At 64.4% G+C, this 15,550-nt stretch carries 13 protein-coding genes, 1 tRNA gene and 1 pseudogene; 7 read left to right on the top strand and 8 right to left on the bottom strand.

Annotated elements, in window-relative coordinates:
- Nucleotides 1–144 precede the first annotated feature (144 nt).
- Nucleotides 145–3,624: a transcription-repair coupling factor gene (gene mfd, locus HDG37_RS01725; protein ID WP_184043827.1), complete on the bottom strand. Its 3,480-nt coding sequence runs from the start codon at nucleotides 3,622–3,624 to the stop codon at nucleotides 145–147.
- 122 nt (nucleotides 3,625–3,746) lie between these two features.
- Between mfd and ispD the strand changes: the two genes are divergently transcribed.
- Nucleotides 3,747–4,460, top strand: coding sequence for a 2-C-methyl-D-erythritol 4-phosphate cytidylyltransferase (gene ispD, locus HDG37_RS01720; RefSeq protein WP_184043825.1), 714 nt, complete (start codon nucleotides 3,747–3,749; stop codon nucleotides 4,458–4,460).
- 82 nt (nucleotides 4,461–4,542) lie between these two features.
- Entirely contained in the window at nucleotides 4,543–5,022 is a 480-nt protein-coding gene (gene ispF / locus HDG37_RS01715; protein ID WP_018432029.1) for a 2-C-methyl-D-erythritol 2,4-cyclodiphosphate synthase, read from the top strand.
- 34 nt (nucleotides 5,023–5,056) lie between these two features.
- Here the strand turns inward: ispF and HDG37_RS01710 are convergent, their stop codons facing one another.
- The 3 genes from HDG37_RS01710 to ompR form a co-directional block, all read right to left on the bottom strand.
- A complete protein-coding gene (locus HDG37_RS01710) occupies nucleotides 5,057–5,605 on the bottom strand; it encodes a peroxiredoxin (protein ID WP_090804730.1) in 549 nt (182 codons plus the stop codon).
- 76 nt (nucleotides 5,606–5,681) lie between these two features.
- The gene (locus tag HDG37_RS01705; RefSeq protein ID WP_018418086.1) at nucleotides 5,682–7,031 is read right to left on the bottom strand and encodes an ATP-binding protein; all 1,350 of its coding nucleotides are present in this window, start codon (nucleotides 7,029–7,031) and stop codon (nucleotides 5,682–5,684) included.
- A 43-nt stretch (nucleotides 7,032–7,074) separates the two neighbouring features.
- The gene (ompR, locus tag HDG37_RS01700) at nucleotides 7,075–7,809 is read right to left on the bottom strand and encodes a two-component system response regulator OmpR (protein ID WP_006048917.1); all 735 of its coding nucleotides are present in this window, start codon (nucleotides 7,807–7,809) and stop codon (nucleotides 7,075–7,077) included.
- A gap of 227 nt (nucleotides 7,810–8,036) precedes the next feature.
- Here ompR and HDG37_RS01695 point away from each other — a divergent pair, with 227 nt between their 5' ends.
- Both HDG37_RS01695 and HDG37_RS01690 read left to right on the top strand, forming a co-directional pair.
- Nucleotides 8,037–8,363, top strand: coding sequence for a hypothetical protein (locus HDG37_RS01695; protein WP_184043823.1), 327 nt, complete (start codon nucleotides 8,037–8,039; stop codon nucleotides 8,361–8,363).
- A 143-nt stretch (nucleotides 8,364–8,506) separates the two neighbouring features.
- A pseudogene (locus HDG37_RS01690) lies at nucleotides 8,507–9,244 on the top strand (DUF1501 domain-containing protein); the annotation flags it as partial.
- A 42-nt stretch (nucleotides 9,245–9,286) separates the two neighbouring features.
- On the opposite strand, the gene HDG37_RS01685 reads toward HDG37_RS01690, so the two are convergent.
- Complete coding sequence (locus tag HDG37_RS01685) at nucleotides 9,287–10,123, bottom strand: squalene/phytoene synthase family protein (RefSeq protein WP_184043821.1); 837 nt, start codon at nucleotides 10,121–10,123, stop codon at nucleotides 9,287–9,289.
- A 230-nt stretch (nucleotides 10,124–10,353) separates the two neighbouring features.
- Between HDG37_RS01685 and HDG37_RS01680 the strand changes: the two genes are divergently transcribed.
- Nucleotides 10,354–10,440, top strand: a tRNA-Leu gene (locus tag HDG37_RS01680).
- Nucleotides 10,441–10,560: 120 nt separating this feature from the next.
- On the opposite strand, the gene HDG37_RS01675 is transcribed toward HDG37_RS01680, so the two are convergent.
- The 3 genes from HDG37_RS01675 to HDG37_RS01665 all read right to left on the bottom strand — a co-directional run bounded on the left by HDG37_RS01675 (nucleotide 10,561) and on the right by HDG37_RS01665 (nucleotide 12,626).
- Nucleotides 10,561–10,848, bottom strand: coding sequence for a hypothetical protein (locus tag HDG37_RS01675; protein ID WP_184043819.1), 288 nt, complete (start codon nucleotides 10,846–10,848; stop codon nucleotides 10,561–10,563).
- 119 nt (nucleotides 10,849–10,967) lie between these two features.
- Nucleotides 10,968–11,417 (bottom strand): MarR family winged helix-turn-helix transcriptional regulator, encoded by a 450-nt coding sequence (locus tag HDG37_RS01670; protein ID WP_184043817.1) that lies wholly within the window; start codon nucleotides 11,415–11,417, stop codon nucleotides 10,968–10,970.
- Between the two features lie 63 nt (nucleotides 11,418–11,480).
- Complete coding sequence (locus tag HDG37_RS01665; protein WP_184043815.1) at nucleotides 11,481–12,626, bottom strand: glycerate kinase; 1,146 nt, start codon at nucleotides 12,624–12,626, stop codon at nucleotides 11,481–11,483.
- A 556-nt stretch (nucleotides 12,627–13,182) separates the two neighbouring features.
- On the opposite strand from HDG37_RS01665, the gene tig reads away from it, so the two are divergent.
- Together tig and clpP are read left to right on the top strand one after the other, a co-directional pair.
- A complete protein-coding gene (gene tig / locus HDG37_RS01660) occupies nucleotides 13,183–14,529 on the top strand; it encodes a trigger factor (protein WP_184043813.1) in 1,347 nt (448 codons plus the stop codon).
- Nucleotides 14,530–14,723: 194 nt separating this feature from the next.
- Nucleotides 14,724–15,377 carry an ATP-dependent Clp endopeptidase proteolytic subunit ClpP gene (gene clpP / locus HDG37_RS01655; RefSeq protein ID WP_013089401.1) on the top strand — a complete coding sequence of 218 codons (654 nt, stop codon included), beginning with the start codon at nucleotides 14,724–14,726 and terminating at the stop codon, nucleotides 15,375–15,377.
- Nucleotides 15,378–15,550 lie beyond the last annotated feature (173 nt).

Here is a 15,550-nt window from a genome sequence, read left to right as displayed (position 1 = left end):
TCGATCATATCCCAAATTGCATTTTCGTAAGGATCTCCAAAAAGCCGGGCTCGCGTTGGCGCAGTGCAGCATCGATGCAAAAAACGGGGGACGTCCCCCCGTTTTCTGCGGTTTTCACGAGCCTGTGCGCCCAGCGTGCCGCGCTCAGCGAGCCGGCGCCGCCGCCGTGCCGCGGCTCGGCGAACCGAGCGCGCGCAAGGTCTCCTTGACGGTCGCGACGCGCACCGCGAGATCCGGGCTGCGCGTTTCGATACGCAGCTTGTCCTGACCCGCGAGCTTGATGTGCTTGTGCTTCTGCACCATCTCGATGATCCGCATTGCGTCGACGGGCGGATTGGGGATGAACTGCAGGCCGATCACCGCTTCACCGGCATCGATCTTCGAAATGCCGAGCGGCTTCGCGGCGAGCCGCAGTCGATGCGTCTCCACCAGCGCATGCGCCTGCGGCGGCAGCTTGCCGAAGCGGTCGATCAGCTCTTCCTGGATGGCGTCGATCGAATCGTTGTGTTCGCAGTTCGCGAGGCGCTTGTACAGCGACAGACGTTCCTGCACGTCGCCGCAATAGTCCGACGGCAGGATCGCCGGCGAATGCAGGTTGATCTCGGTGGTCGCGGCGAGCGGCGCGGTGAGGTCTGGCTCCTTGCCGTTCTTGAGCGCCCTCACTGCGTCGTTGAGCATGTCGGTATAAAGCTGGAAGCCGATCTCGTGAATCTCGCCCGACTGCTTGTCACCGAGCACCTCGCCGGTGCCGCGAATTTCGAGGTCGTGCATCGCGAGATAGAAGCCCGAGCCGAGTTCCTCCATCTGCTGGATCGCTTCGAGCCGCCGTTGCGCCTGTTTGGTGAGCCCCTGCGGATCGTGCACGAGCAGATACGAGTACGCCTGGTGATGCGAGCGGCCGACGCGGCCACGCAGCTGGTGCAATTGCGCGAGGCCGAACTTGTCGGAGCGGTGGATCAGGATCGTGTTCGCGCTCGGCACGTCGATGCCGGTTTCGATGATCGTCGTGCACAGCAGCACGTTCGCGCGTTGCGCGACGAAGTCGCGCATCACCCGCTCCAGTTCCCGTTCGTGCATCTGTCCATGCGCGACCGCGATGCGCGCTTCGGGCACCAGCTCTTCGAGCATCTGCCGGCGATTCTGGATCGTCTCGACTTCGTTGTGCAGGAAGTAGACCTGGCCGCCGCGCTTCAACTCGCGCAGCATTGCTTCGCGAATCACGCTGTCTTCCTCGCGCCGCACGAAGGTCTTGATCGCGAGGCGCTTTTGCGGCGCCGTTGCGATCACCGAAAAATCGCGCAGGCCTTCGAGCGCCATGCCGAGCGTACGGGGAATCGGCGTCGCGGTCAGCGTCAGCACGTCGACTTCCGCGCGCAGCGCTTTCAGCGCCTCCTTCTGACGCACGCCGAAGCGATGCTCCTCGTCGATGATCACGAGGCCGAGCCGCTTGAACTGCACGTCCGACGACAGCAGCTTGTGCGTGCCGATCACGATGTCGACCGAGCCTTCGTTGATCTGCCGGATCGACGCGTTGGCTTCTTTGGTCGACTTGAAGCGCGACAGCTCGGCGATGCGCACCGGCCAGTCGGAGAAGCGGTCGCTGAAGGTTTGCGTGTGCTGCTCGGCGAGCAGCGTGGTCGGCGACAACAGCGCGACCTGCTTGCCGCCCATCACCGCGATGAACGCCGCGCGCAATGCGACCTCGGTCTTGCCGAAGCCGACGTCGCCGCACACGAGCCGGTCCATCGGCTTGCCGCTCGTCATGTCGCCGATCACGGCCGCGATCGCGGCGGCCTGGTCCGGCGTTTCCTCGAAACCGAAGCTTTCGGCGAACTTCACGTAGTCCTTCGGTTCGAGCGCGAACGCGTGGCCCTCGCGGGCGGCACGGCGGGCGTACAGGTTGAGCAACTCGGCGGCGGTGTCGCGGATCTGCTGCGCGGCCTTGCGCTTGGCCTTTTCCCATTGGCCCGAGCCGAGCGAATGCAGCGGCGCGCTTTCCGGATCGGCGCCGCTATAGCGCGAGATCACGTGCAATTGCGCGACCGGCACGTAGAGCTTGCTGTCGCCCGCGTATTCGAGGTGCAGGAACTCGGTTTCGCCTTCGCCGAGATCCATCGTCACGAGACCCATATAGCGGCCGATACCGTGCTGCGAATGCACGACCGGGTCGCCGAGCTTCAGCTCGGACAGATCGCGCACCATCGAATCGACGTTGCTCGCCTGTTCCTGGCGGCGGCGTCCCGCGCGACGCGCGAGCGGCCCGTACAGCTCGGTTTCGGTGATGATCGCGATGCCGTCGCCCGGCAGCGCGAAGCCGTTCGCGAGCGGCGCGACGCCGAGCGAGAAATGCGCGTCGCTCTTGAGCCAGTCGGCGAAGCTGTCGGCCGAGGCGGGCTTCAGCTGGTTGTCGGCGAGCAGTTGCAGCAACGTCTCGCGGCGGCCCGCCGATTCGGCGGCGAACAGCACCCGGTTCGGCGTCGTGCTCAGATACGCGCGCAGCGCCGAGACGGGATCGTCGGCGTGACGATCGATCGCGAGGTTCGGCAGCGCGATCGACCAGGCGCCGTCGCCGTTGGTGGGCAGCACGAGCCGTGCGAACGGTTTCGCGAACGTGAAGAAATCCTCGTCCGACAGGAACAGCTTCTGCGGTTCGAGAATCGGCCGGTCGCGGTCGTGCGACAGGAAATTGAAGCGCTGCTTCGTGTCGTTGGTGAAGCGCCGGATCGCCGCGTCCAGATCGCCGACGAACGCGAGTTGCGAACCGTCGGGCAGGTAATGGAAGAGGGTGGCCGTCTCCTCGAAGAACAGCGGCAGATAGTATTCGATACCCGCCGACGGCACGCCGTTGCCGATGTCTTTATAGATCGACGCGCGGCTCGGATCGCCCTCGAAAGTCTCGCGCCAGCGGCTGCGGAATGCGGTGCGCGCGGCCTCGTCGAACGGGAATTCGCGGCCCGGCAGCAGGCGCACGTCCTTGACCGGATAGAGGCTGCGCTGCGTGTCGGGGTCGAACGCGCGGATCGAGTCGACCTGGTCGTCGAACAGGTCGATCCGGTAGGGCAGCGGCGAGCCCATCGGGAACAGATCGAGCAGCGAGCCGCGTACGCAATATTCGCCGGGACGCACCACCTGGCTCACGTGCTCGTAGCCGGCGAGCGTCAGCTGCGCCTTCAGCTTCGCTTCGTCGAGCCGCTCGCCTTGCGAGAACGAGAACGTGTAGGCGGCCAGAAACGACGCGGGCGGCATCCGGTACAAGGCCGTCGTGGCCGGCACGAGCAGGATGTCGCAGCGGCCTTCGCCGAGGTCGTGCAGCGTCGCGAGACGCTCGGAGACGAGGTCCTGGTGCGGCGAAAACGTGTCGTAAGGCAGCGTCTCCCAGTCGGGCAGGAGGCGCACGCGCGCGTCCGGCGCGAAGAAGCCGATTTCCTGCGACAGCCGCTGCGCGTCGAGCGCGCTTTCGCAGACCACCGCAAGCAGCGGCATCTTCTCGCGATACGCGAGATGGTAGCGGGCGATCAGCAGCGCGTCGGACGAACCGCGCGTGCCGTCGAAGGCGAAACGCTGGCCGGCCTTGACGAGCGCGACGGGCGGGGAGGACTGCGAGGATGCGGCGATGTCTGGCATAAAGGAGAAAAAGGGGCGGCTCGGGGCTCACGCGACGGCCAAGTTTACGCGTGTACGGGCGTGGATGCGAAGGACCTATTATAAAATCCGTCCTTTACTTTGACCTGGCGGCATCCGCACTCGTGACTTCCCGTCTCTTCGCCCTGATCCCGTGCGCAGGCACCGGCAGCCGTTCCGGCGCCGCGATGCCCAAGCAATACCGCACTGTCGCCGGCCGCGACATGCTGCATTACTCGCTCGCCGCGTTCGACGCGTGCAGCGAATTCACGCAGACGCTAGTCGTCATCGCGCCCGACGACCAGCACTTCGACGCCCGCCGCTTCGGCAATCTGCGCTTCGCGGTGCGTCGCGTGGGCGGCGCGTCGCGCCAGGCGTCGGTGCTCAACGGTCTGCACGCGCTCGCCGAGTTCGGCGCCCACGACGCCGACTGGGTGCTCGTGCACGACGCGGCGCGGCCGGGCATCACGCCGGCGCTGATCCGCACGCTGATCGGTTCGCTCAAGGACGATGCGGTCGGCGGCATCATGGCGTTGCCGGTCGCCGATACCTTGAAGCGTATCGGCCGCGCGTCGGCCGATGGCCGCATCGCCCAAACCGAATCGCGTGACGGCTTGTGGCAGGCGCAGACGCCGCAGATGTTCCGCATCGGCATGCTGCGCGAGGCGATCCTGCGCGCGCAGGCCGACGGCCACGATCTGACCGACGAGGCGAGCGCGATCGAATGGTCGGGCCACGCGCCGAAGCTCGTGCAAGGCAGCCTGCGTAACTTCAAGGTCACGTATCCGGAAGATTTCGATCTGGCCGAGGCGATTCTGAGCCGCCCCGCCGGTTCGTGATACCGCGCCTGGGCACATTGGAAAGATTTAGAAAGGCTTTAAAGAAGCCTTAAAAGCTTCAGCACTTGAGGACGTGACGCACATGGATTTCAGAATTGGGCAGGGCTACGACGTGCATGCGCTGGTGCCGGGACGCGCGTTGATCATCGGCGGCGTAACGATTCCGTACGAGCGCGGGCTGCTCGGTCACTCGGACGCGGATGTGCTGCTGCACGCGATCACCGACGCGCTGTTTGGCGCGGCCGCGTTGGGCGATATCGGCCGCCACTTCTCCGATACCGACGCGAAGTTCGCCGGCGCCGACAGCCGCGTGCTGCTGCGCGAATGCGTGGCGCGCGTGAAGGCGGCCGGCTTTGCGATCGGCAACGTCGACAGCAGCGTGATCGCGCAGGCGCCGAAGCTCGCACCGCATATCGAAGGGATGCGCGCCAATATCGCGGCGGACCTCGGTCTGCCGATCGAGCGCGTGAACGTCAAGGCGAAGACGAACGAGAAGCTCGGTTATCTCGGCCGCGGCGAGGGCATCGAGGCGCAGGCCGCGGTGTTGTTGGTCAGGAGCTGAACGGGATTTTTGTTTGGGTGACGGGCGGTGCCGCTTACAGCGTCGCGCCGCCAATCGTCCGATTGCTCGGACACAGCTCGTCCGTTTGCAGGCCGTCGAGGATGCGCAGCACTTCTTCGGGATTACGGCCCACGTACAGGTTGTTGACCGACACGTGCTGGATCGTGTTGTCCGGATCGACGATGTAGGTCGCGCGCAGCGCGACGCCCGCTTCCTTGTCGCGCACGCCGAGCTGGTCGATCAGCTCGCCTTTCACGTCGCCGAACGAGTAGTGGTTGAGCCTGTCGAGCTCCTTGTACTCGCGGCGCCATGCGAGCTTCACGTATTCATTGTCGACGCTGCCGCCGAGCAGCACGGCCTCGCGGTCCTCGAACTCCTTGACGAGCTTGCTGAATTCGACGATTTCCGTCGGGCAGACCAACGAAAAATCCTTCGGATAGAAGTAAATGATTTTCCATTTGCCTGGAAACGACTGCTCGGTGATGTATTCGAACGCCGAGACGCCGTGTTCTTCGTGATGGTTGAAGCCCGGCTTGGCGGCAATGACGGTGAACGCTTCGAGTTTATCGCCAACGGTTTTCATGCAAAGGCTCCTTCGGAAGTCGCAACAAGCGGCGTGTTTCGAATGGCGACGGCGCGCGGTGCCGCGCGTCGTCGGCTCACGCGCTTTTCGCGAGCGGAAACTCGATCGTCACTTCAAGCCCGGGTCCGGGCGAGCGGTTGCGCAGCCGCAGCGCGCCGCGATAACGGGCGACGAGCCGCTGCACGATCGCCATGCCGAGGCCCGTGCCGTTGGCCTGGGTGCGCGCCGAATTCACACGATAGAACGGCCGCGTGACGAGCGCGAGCTGGTCTTCGGGAATGCCGGGGCCTTCGTCGACCACCGAGAGTTCGACGCGCGAGTGCGACACGCGCGTTTCGAGAATCACGTGCGGCACACCGTCGCCGTCGCTGAGGCCATATTTGCGCGCGTTCTCGAGCAGATTGCCGACCACGCGACGCATGTCGGTTTCATCGGCCTCGATCACCGCCGACGGAGCGAGCCGCGTGATCAGCCGCATGCTGTCCTCGCTTTGCATGCGTGCGGCGAGTTCGCTCGCGATCACCGAGAGGTCCACCGGTTCCGGCACACGCTGCACGGGACGCGCGTAGTCGAGGAAGCGGCCGATGATCATGTCCATCTGCTCGATGTCGTCGACCATCGCGTCCTTGGTGGCCTGATCGGACGGGCTCATTTCGGTCTCGAGCCGCAGCCGTGCGAGCGGCGTGCGCAGATCGTGCGAGATGCCCGCGAGCATCAGCGCGCGGTCCGCCTCGAGCTGTTCGAGGTCGCGCACCATCTGGTTGAAGCTTCGATTGGTTTCGGCGGCCACACCCATGCCGCGCTCAGGCAGCGGCTCGGGCGATTGCCCCGAGCCGACCCGGCGCGCGGCCATCGCCAGACGCGCGAACGGCCGGTTCACCAGACTCGTGATGAACGCCGCGCCGAACAGCGACAGCGCGAGCGCGAACACGCCCCAGCCGGCCCATTGCAGGCCGGTGGCGTTGTCGAGCTGATCGCGGTCGAGCGCGACCCAGTAATCGTCGTCGTCGATTTTGAAGCTGATCCATACGCCGTTGATATCGTTGACGCTCTGCGCGATTATGGTGTCGTCGCCGAGACGGCCGCGGATGTCGTGCTCGATCAGGCGATTCAACGATTCGTCGGGCTGGAGCTTGTATTTGTCGGTGGCTTCGCGCGGGTACACGCGCACCCCTTCGTTGCTCTCCAGATCCTGCAGCAGCGCGCGCCGCAGGTCGGGATCGGAATAGAGGAGTGCGGTGCGCGTGAGCTTGACGATCGCGACGAGTTGCAGAGCCACGCGCTGCGCGCGCGGCTCACGCTCGATCACGCGAAAGCTCTGGAACCACGCGGCGAGACTGACTGCGATCAACAGCGCGATCAGCAGAAAGGTCCGCCAGAAAAGGCCGCCGAACGCGAGCGTCAGGAGGCGCCGGTCGATCCGCATGGGCCCTTCTTATGTGACACAGAAACGAAAACGGAGCACAAACTCAGGCTGCACCGTCGGGGATGAAGACGTAGCCGAGGCCCCACACGGTCTGAATGAAGCGCGGGCTGCCCGGATCCGGTTCGATCAGCTTGCGCAGACGCGAGATCTGCACGTCGAGGCTGCGGTCGAAGACCTCGTATTCGCGCCCGCGTGCGAGTTCCATCAGCTTTTCGCGCGACAGCGGCTGACGCGGATGACGCGCGAATACCTTCAGCACCGAGAACTCACCGGTGGTGAGCGGAATTTCCTGGCCGGCCTTGGTCAGCGTGCGGGTGGCGAGGTTCAGCGCGAACTCGCCGAACTCGAAGACCTCGGTGGTCTCGGACGGCGCACCCGGCAACTCGGACGGCGACTGGCGACGCAGCACCGCGTGAATGCGCGCGACCAGTTCGCGCGGATTGAACGGCTTGGGCAGATAGTCGTCGGCACCCATCTCGAGGCCGACGATGCGATCGACATCCTCACCCTTGGCCGTCAGCATGATGATCGGTGTGCGGTCGTTGCTGCCGCGCAGTCGCCGGCAGATCGACAGGCCGTCCTCACCGGGCAGCATCAGATCGAGCACCAGCAGATCGAAGCGCTCGCGCACCCAGAGCTTGTTCATTGACGGCGCATTTTCGGCGACGTAGACGTTGAAGCCTTGTTCGCCGAGGTAGCGGCGCAGAAGATCGCGCAGGCGTGGATCGTCGTCGACGACGAGGATTTTCGAAGGGTTTTTGGTTTCCATGGTCGGCATCTTAGCGCGATTAGAAAGTGGTGCGCGGTTACACCATTTCTGGGGTTACAGTCGGTTACAAAATTTACCCGCGGTGTGGCGCGACGTAAAGTATGCGCGTTTAGACTGCTTTACTGAATGCGGCTGTTCGGTGGATACTTCACTCGACAAAACTCTCGCACCCGGCTGTTACCGGGGTTTGTATACGCATCTGAGGTAGCCGGTTGCCGCGCCACGAAGGGAACAACATGAAGGGAGGGGTTTGGCCAAACGTGCGCCTGAGTGTGATTGCACTGGCGGTTGCCGGTACGCTGGCAGGCACACTGGGCCCGACGCTCGCTCATGCGCAGCCGTCCGCGGATAGAGCAGCGAGCGAGCATGCGCACCGCTCGGACAATGGCAGAACCAGCCGCCACAACCCGAGCATCGATCGCTCTGCCTCTGATGCGATGCTGCGCACCGCGGTTCCCCCCGATCTCGATCAACGTCGCCGCGACGGGCATATGACGCCCGAAGAGCGTCGGCTGTTGCGGCAGCACATCGAAGACGCCGTGCGCGAGTTGTACAAGCGTTAATCCCAGCGCGCGCATTGCCGCGTGAAAAATCCCGTTGCATCTTCAGCGTCCACTTTCTGATCCGCTGCTCCGTTGAGTCGCCAGCGCCGGCGCGTTTTTGTGCGCGTCTTCGTGCATACAGGCGCCTCGGCTCACGATGTCACGCCACTCACGAGCGCGCGATCGCGCTGGTCAATCCCGCGCAGTTCGTCAGGGCCTCTCGACTCGCGACGCCAGTGTCCTTGCACGAGCGCAATCCCGCGCTCGCGCCTATTCTCGACGTCGAAAACGACATCGTGAAACCGGCCGGTCGTCTGCGTGCGACGCTAGGGCAGCCTCAGTTGCAGACCGCGTTTGCGGGCGGCGCGTTCGGCAGTTCGATCAAAACGGCAATGCAGGTGCTGGCCGCATCGGACACGCTGAAGATAGCTGGCGCCGGACGCGCGCCACTGGAGCAGCCGTTGAGCGGGCAGGGCGTGGCCGTGATCCGGCTAACGCTGAACGGTTTCGATACGCACCAGAACCAGCCGGGACAACAGGCCGAGTTGCTCTAACAGTTCGCGGAAGGGATGGTGGCGATGCAGGCCGCGCTCGTCGAGTTGGGCCGGTGGAACGATACGCTCGTGATGACGTGCGCGGAATTCGGGCGCCGTCTGCGCGAGAACCAGAGCAACGGCACCGATCGCGGCACGGTGGCGCCGCACTTCGTGACGGGCGGTCGCGCGCAGGGCGGTTTGTTTGGCGTGCCGCCGATGCTTGCGCGGCTCGATGGGAATGGCAACCTGCCGGTCGGCGTGGATTTTCGCCAGCTTTATGCGACGGTGCTCGGGCCCTGGTGGGGGTTGGACCCGCCTGCGACTCTGCAGCAGCGGTTCGAGCCGCAGCCGTTGCTGCGGGCGTGAGCGCTGGGCGCTGGGCGCGAATCGACGCGCCCGGCGCTCAGGCTACTTCGCGCGCCACGCGATCCATAGCTTGCGGATCGGCGTCAACGCGATGCGTTGATGCAGCACGTGATAACCGTCGCGCTCGATTTCATCGAGCAACGCCAACGCGAGCGCCGCGAGCGCGAGCAGCGTGCGCTGCGCGCGCCGCGCGCTGGCGGGCACCGCGGCGAGCGTGGTCTGCACAGCGTCGCGCGCGCGATTCGTTTCGAACCGCATCAGCTCGGTGAAAGCGTCGGTGTATTTGCGGTTGATCAGATCGGCGGCGGTGACGTTGTAGCGCTGCATCTCGTCGATCGGAACGTAGATGCGGCCGTGCCGGGCATCGTTGCCGGTTTCGGCGACGAACTGCGCGAGCATCAGCGCCTCGCCGAGCGGAGCGGCCCACGCCGACGCATGCGCGGCATCGTCGGCCGATCCGGTTGCAGCCGCGCGCGACACCAGCGACGCAAAATTGCCACCGACACCATGCACATAGCGCCGCAGGTTCGGATAGTCGAGATAGCGTGCCTGGTCGAGATCCATCTCGAAGCCCGCGAGCAGTTCCTGCATAGCCCGATATTCGGCCTGCGCGTCGGGCAGATAGGCCGCGAGTGCCTTGGACACCGGATGCGACGGCGAGCCCGCGGCCAGCGCGGCAATTTCTTTCTGCCACCACGCGAGCTTCGTGCGGCCGACCGCCGGATCGCTCGTCTCCTTGACCGTTTCCTCGAACTCGCGACGCAATGCGAAGAGCGCCGTCAACAGCGGCTGACTGGCGGCGCGCGCCTGGCGAAGCGCATAGTAGGTGCTCGATCCTGGGGGCGCCGCTTTCTGCTGGCAATAGTCGTCGAAATTCACGGGATGAGAGTGTGGGGAAGGACTGGCGAGAAGGGTGTCGACGTCCGTCGCGGTGCCCTTCTCGACGAGCCGAAAATTGTAGCATCGGCGTCGCGCGCGCAGATACCGCCGGGTGCAGACAAGCGCGAATCAATCGGTTAGAATCTCGCGCTTACGCTTTCGGGCACGTGTTCAGCGCGCTTGGGAGCGCACAGGAAAATCGGGCGCGACGCATTGCGGCGTACCCGGCTGCGAGGGTGGCGAAATTGGTAGACGCACCAGGTTTAGGTCCTGACGCCCGCAAGGGTGTAGGGGTTCGAGTCCCCTCCCTCGCACCACTTATTGGTAGTCGAGAAAAACCCCGTCAAGTCTTTGGACCGACGGGGTTTTTTCTTTTTTGCGCGGTCTTCTGAAAGGCCTCAGTGTTGCTCCGCTGCCTTTCATCGCGACCGCGCGACTCAGGCACCCGGCGTTCCCGGCGCTTCCTGCGAGCCCGGTAATTCCGCTTGCGCGGCGCCTTCGAGGAAACGGCGTGTCGACTCGAACGCCTGCAGCATCTGGTCCGGCCACGGCGTTTGCAGCATCACCGCCTGATGATTTTCAAATGCCGACGACAGCAGTTTCGCCAGTTCCGGCGAACGAAGATGACGCAGCACGACGCTGAGCGCGATCGCGCTCGCCTGGCTCGCGCCGGCGGTCTGGAGTTCCGACGCGGTGAGTGCCGCGACCTGTTTGTTGATGTCCACTGAAGCGTCCCTGGATGAAAAAGAGGGTGAAGGCGCGTTGGCCGAGGCTCAATTTTGACACGCGCCGCCCAATGCCGTGAAACGGCGCTTTTCAAACACGGCCGGTTCGCCGCGCGCTATCACTCCCGCGCGTTCATGGCACGGATCACCTTGTCGAGCGCCGCGCCGAACGCGGCCCTTTCCTCTTCGTCGAGGCAGTCGAACATATCGCCGTTCCACTTGCGCGCGATCGGCATCACTTTGCGATACAGCGCGCGGCCTTCCTGCGTCAGCGAGACCAGCACGACGCGGCCGTCCGCGGCGCTCGCTTCGCGCTGCACGAGTCCCTGCCGGATCAGCGCTTCGGCCGCGCGACTCGCCTGGCTTTTGTCGAGATTGGCATGGCGTGCCAACTCCATGATCGAGAACGGTCCGAACGATCCCACCGTCGCAATCACCCGCGCTTCGGGCAGCGTCACGTCGAGCTTTGCCGCGTAGCGCGCGCTGATGCCGCGCTCGGCCAGTTTGTTCAGTACATGCAGACGATACGTGAGGAACTGCTCGAGCCCGGCTTTGGCGGAGTCCTTCATGGTCACCCCGTGATGAGTGGAACGGTCGTGGCGCTGTGATTGTTGCGGCAACCGTTTCGCGGGTCAACGCACGCCGTATTTCAGGCGCGTCAGCTGCTCGGCTTCGTTGGCGAGCAGGCGCGCCGCGTCGCGAATCGCGACGTCGAGCGTGATCGGCCCCGGCGCCGGAGAAAAGCAGCCGCCGAAGTATTCGGCAAGACGCGGCAGCGCGGCGGGGTCGACCGCGCCGGACAGCAGCGTGGCGGGCACGCCCGCCGCGCGCGCATGCGCGCAGGCGATGAACGGCGCCTTGCCGTGCAGCGTCTGTACGTCGGAACGGCCTTCACCGGTGATCAGCCAGTTGGCGCCCGTGAGCGCGGCGTCGAGGCCGATTTGCCGCGCGACGGTTTCCGCGCCCGGCTCGAACTGCGCGCCGAGCATGTGCAATGCGAAGCCGAGGCCGCCCGCTGCGCCCGCGCCCGGTAGGTCACGCGCCGTGCGGCCGAGCGCGGCTTCGAGCAGATCGGCGAAGCGCGCGAGCGCCGCGTCGATTGGCGCGACCTGTTCTGGCTTCACGCCTTTTTGCGGACCGAAGATCGCGGTCGCGCCGTGCTCGCCGCTCAACGGATTGTCGACGTCCGACATGCCGACGAACTGCGTGTCGGCAAGCCGCGCGTCGAGCAGCGACGCATCGACCCGCGCCACGCGCGCAAGCTGCTCGGGTGTGCCTTCGAGTACGTTGCCTTGCGCGTCGAACAGTTGCAAGCCGAGGCCGGTCAGCAGGCCGGCGCCGCCGTCGTTCGTGCTGCTGCCGCCGAGCGCGACGAAAAAGCGCCGCACGCCGGCATCAAGCAGCGCGCGAATCGCTTCGCCCATGCCGCGCGTGCTGCGCGCCTCGACCGGCACGCCCATGCCGACGGGGTCCGTAATGCCGACGATTTCCGCCGTTTCGATGATGGCGCTGCCGTCCGTGAGCAGGCCCGTCAGCGCTGCGCGCGTCGGACCGGCCGCGCCGCGCACGCTAAGCGTGCGGCGCTCGCCGCCGCTCGTGAGCATTGCGTCGAGCGTGCCTTCGCCGCCGTCGGCCATCGGACAGATGCGCACGCTCGCGTCGGGGCGTGCGCGCTGGACGCCGGATGCGATCGCCTGCGCGACCTGTTCCGCGTTGAGCGAGCCTTTGAATGAATCGGGAGCGATGACGACGACAGGCGAGGACGACGAATTCGGCATGGTGTCTCTGAGAGGTTTGAGTCGTTGTAAGCGGTTGCTGGAGCGGATGAAGCGACCGGCTGCTGGTGACCGGCGGTGGCGGCCCGACCGAGTGCGTTAGCTTATCAGCATGGGGGCGTCGGCTGAATATGTCGAAAGGCATAGGCGGGATCGCGGCCACGACACGTCGGCCGCGAGCGGGTGCGAGCGTCCATGCGGACGTTCTGTTGCATGACGAAAGAGCGCCGAGGAACGCACGACGCTAACCGGATAGCGATGCCAGCGGCAAATCGCGTTCGCTGTGTCAAAACTAACCGAAAATGGCCCTCAAAACGCCCGGAATGCAGGGAAAACTCGATGCAATCATCGAATCCCGGCTAGGCGCGCAAATAGTTTGCTAAAATATTCGGCTCTTTGGACTCAACCGTGCTGCCGACGGCCTGCAAGCCCGCGGCGCAGGTGCGTGATCGATGCAATCGGCGCGATGCAATCGGCGCAAATCGATGCGAAGCGACACCGACGGGCAGCACGGAGAAGATAACTGATTCGCTCGAATAATTTTAGGACGATTGAAGCCATGGCTAACGTTGTTGAAAACCTCGGCAAGCTCGAACGCCGCGTGACGATTTCCCTGCCGAAGGATGCCGTGCAGAAGGAAGTGGATTCGCGTATCCGTCAACTCGCGAAGAACGTGCGCATGCCGGGTTTCCGCCCGGGCAAGGTGCCGCTCAAGATGGTGACGCAACAGTATTCGGGCCAGGTGGAAGCCGAAGTGCTGAGCGACAAGGTCGGCAAGGAATTTTTCGACATCAGCCGCACCGAAAACCTGCGTGTCGCGGGTCAGCCGAGCTTCGCGCCGAACACCGACGCTGGTGAAGGCAGCTACGCGTTCGACGCGACCTTCGAGGTGTATCCGGAGGTGAAGCTGGGCGACGTCGCCACGGCTGAAATCGAGCGCACCATGACCAGCATCAGCGAAGCGGAAATCGACCGCACGCTGGACATCCTGCGCAAACAGCGCGTGCACTTCCACGCTCGCGGCGAGGCAGGCGAGCACGGCGACGGCGGCGCGGACACGGCCGCCAAAGACGGCGACCGCGTGACGGTCGACTTCGTCGGCAAGATCGACGGTGAAGCATTCCAGGGCGGTAGCGCCGAAGACTTCGGCTTCATCCTCGGCGAAGGCCGCATGCTGCCGGAATTCGAAAAAGCGGCGCTCGGCTTGAAGGTCGGCGAAGCGAAGGAATTCGACCTGAAGTTCCCGGACGACTACCACGGCAAGGAAGTGGCGGGCAAGACGGCGCAATTCACGATCACGATGAAGAAGATCGAATGGCCGCATTTGCCGGAAATCGACGGCGAATTCGCGAAATCGCTCGGCATCGAAGACGGCGATCTCACCAAGATGCGCGCTGAAATCAAGGACAACCTCGAGCGCGAAGCGAAGCGCCGCACGCAAGCCATCGTCAAGAACCAGGTGATGGACGCACTGCTGAAAATCTCGGAGCTCGATGTCCCGAACGCGCTGATCGAGCAGGATCAGGAGCGCCTCGTCGCGATGGCTCGCCAGGATCTGGAACAGCGCGGCGTGCCGAACGCGAAGGACGCGCCGATCCCGGCCGCGATGTTCAAGGAGCAGGCCGAGCGCCGCGTCAAGCTGGGTCTCGTGCTGGCCGAACTCGTGAAGGCGAACGAACTGCAGGCGAAGCCGGAGCAGATCCGTGCCGAAGTCGATGAATTCGCGAAAAGCTACGAAGACCCGAAGGAAGTCGTCCGCTGGTATTATTCCAACCAGCAACGTCTTGCTGAAATGGAAGCGTATGTCGTTGAAGCCAACGTCGTCGACTTCGTCCTCAGCAAGGCCAAGGTGACGGACAAGGAAGTGAGCTTCGAGGAACTGGCAAGCGCAACGGCGCAAGCGTAAGCGTCGCTGCAACGGCGTGCCGGCTGTCGGAGCGACCGACGGCCGGCACGCCGTTTTTTTGTGCCATGAATCTGTGTGACGTACCGGATCCGGTCGTGCGGCGCACACGAAGACGGCACTTGAATACGGGCTCGTCGCACCAACCTGTGTCCAGCAGCTAATATTCAGAATATTTCCAGACAAGGATCCATTGCATGACCTTTCGCGCCCAAATGCTGGACACGTTGACCTCCCAGTCGTCCCGGGATCTCGAAGCGCAGGCACTCGGTCTGGTGCCGATCGTCGTGGAAACGAGCGGCCGGGGCGAGCGCTCCTATGATATTTATTCGCGTCTGCTGAAGGAACGCATCGTGTTCCTCGTGGGCGAAGTGAACGACCAGACGGCCAATCTGGTGGTTGCGCAGATGCTGTTTCTGGAAAGCGAGAATCCGGACAAGGACATCTACTTCTACATCAACAGTCCGGGCGGCTCCGTGTCTGCCGGTATGGCGATCTACGATACGATGCAGTTCATCAAGCCGGACGTCTCGACGCTGTGCATGGGGCTTGCGGCGAGCATGGGCGCGTTCCTGCTCGCGGCCGGTGCTAAGGGCAAGCGTTTCGCGCTGCCGAATTCGCGCGTGATGATTCATCAGCCGCTCGGCGGCGCGCGCGGCCAGGCATCGGACATTGAAATCCAGGCGCGTGAAATCCTGTACCTGAAGGATCGGCTGAATCATCTGCTCGCGCACCACACCGGTCAGCCGGTCGAACGTATCGCGCGTGACACCGACCGTGACAATTTCATGTCCGGCGATGACGCGCAGGCGTACGGCCTCGTCGACCAGGTGGCGCACAAGCGTCCCTGATCTGGTACGGTTTTGCCATGCTGTTTTGCCCACTGTTGCGGCAAAACCGTCATCGGGTCGGTTGTGAATGTTCAACTTCCGTCCGGGCGTCTGCGGCAAGCGCCGTTATCGTGCTCACTAGCCCTGCCGCGCCCAAACTGCGTGGCGGGGGCAAACGGCGTATTATCTAATCC

This window comes from Paraburkholderia sp. MM5384-R2, assembly GCF_014201025.1.
Classification (GTDB): Bacteria; Pseudomonadota; Gammaproteobacteria; order Burkholderiales; family Burkholderiaceae; genus Paraburkholderia; species Paraburkholderia tuberum.
This window is presented reverse-complemented; position numbering and strand designations above follow the sequence as displayed.

Coding starts and splice junctions, on each gene's coding strand:
- HDG37_RS01665 (WP_184043815.1), bottom strand. CDS start 12,626: ATGCCGAATTCGTCGTCCTCGCCTGTCGTCGTCATCGCTCCCGATTCA.
- ispF (WP_018432029.1), top strand. CDS start 4,543: ATGGATTTCAGAATTGGGCAGGGCTACGACGTGCATGCGCTGGTGCCG.
- HDG37_RS01670 (WP_184043817.1), bottom strand. CDS start 11,417: ATGAAGGACTCCGCCAAAGCCGGGCTCGAGCAGTTCCTCACGTATCGT.
- HDG37_RS01710 (WP_090804730.1), bottom strand. CDS start 5,605: ATGAAAACCGTTGGCGATAAACTCGAAGCGTTCACCGTCATTGCCGCC.
- clpP (WP_013089401.1), top strand. CDS start 14,724: ATGACCTTTCGCGCCCAAATGCTGGACACGTTGACCTCCCAGTCGTCC.
- mfd (WP_184043827.1), bottom strand. CDS start 3,624: ATGCCAGACATCGCCGCATCCTCGCAGTCCTCCCCGCCCGTCGCGCTC.
- ompR (WP_006048917.1), bottom strand. CDS start 7,809: ATGCCGACCATGGAAACCAAAAACCCTTCGAAAATCCTCGTCGTCGAC.
- tig (WP_184043813.1), top strand. CDS start 13,183: ATGGCTAACGTTGTTGAAAACCTCGGCAAGCTCGAACGCCGCGTGACG.
- HDG37_RS01695 (WP_184043823.1), top strand. CDS start 8,037: ATGAAGGGAGGGGTTTGGCCAAACGTGCGCCTGAGTGTGATTGCACTG.
- HDG37_RS01705 (WP_018418086.1), bottom strand. CDS start 7,031: ATGCGGATCGACCGGCGCCTCCTGACGCTCGCGTTCGGCGGCCTTTTC.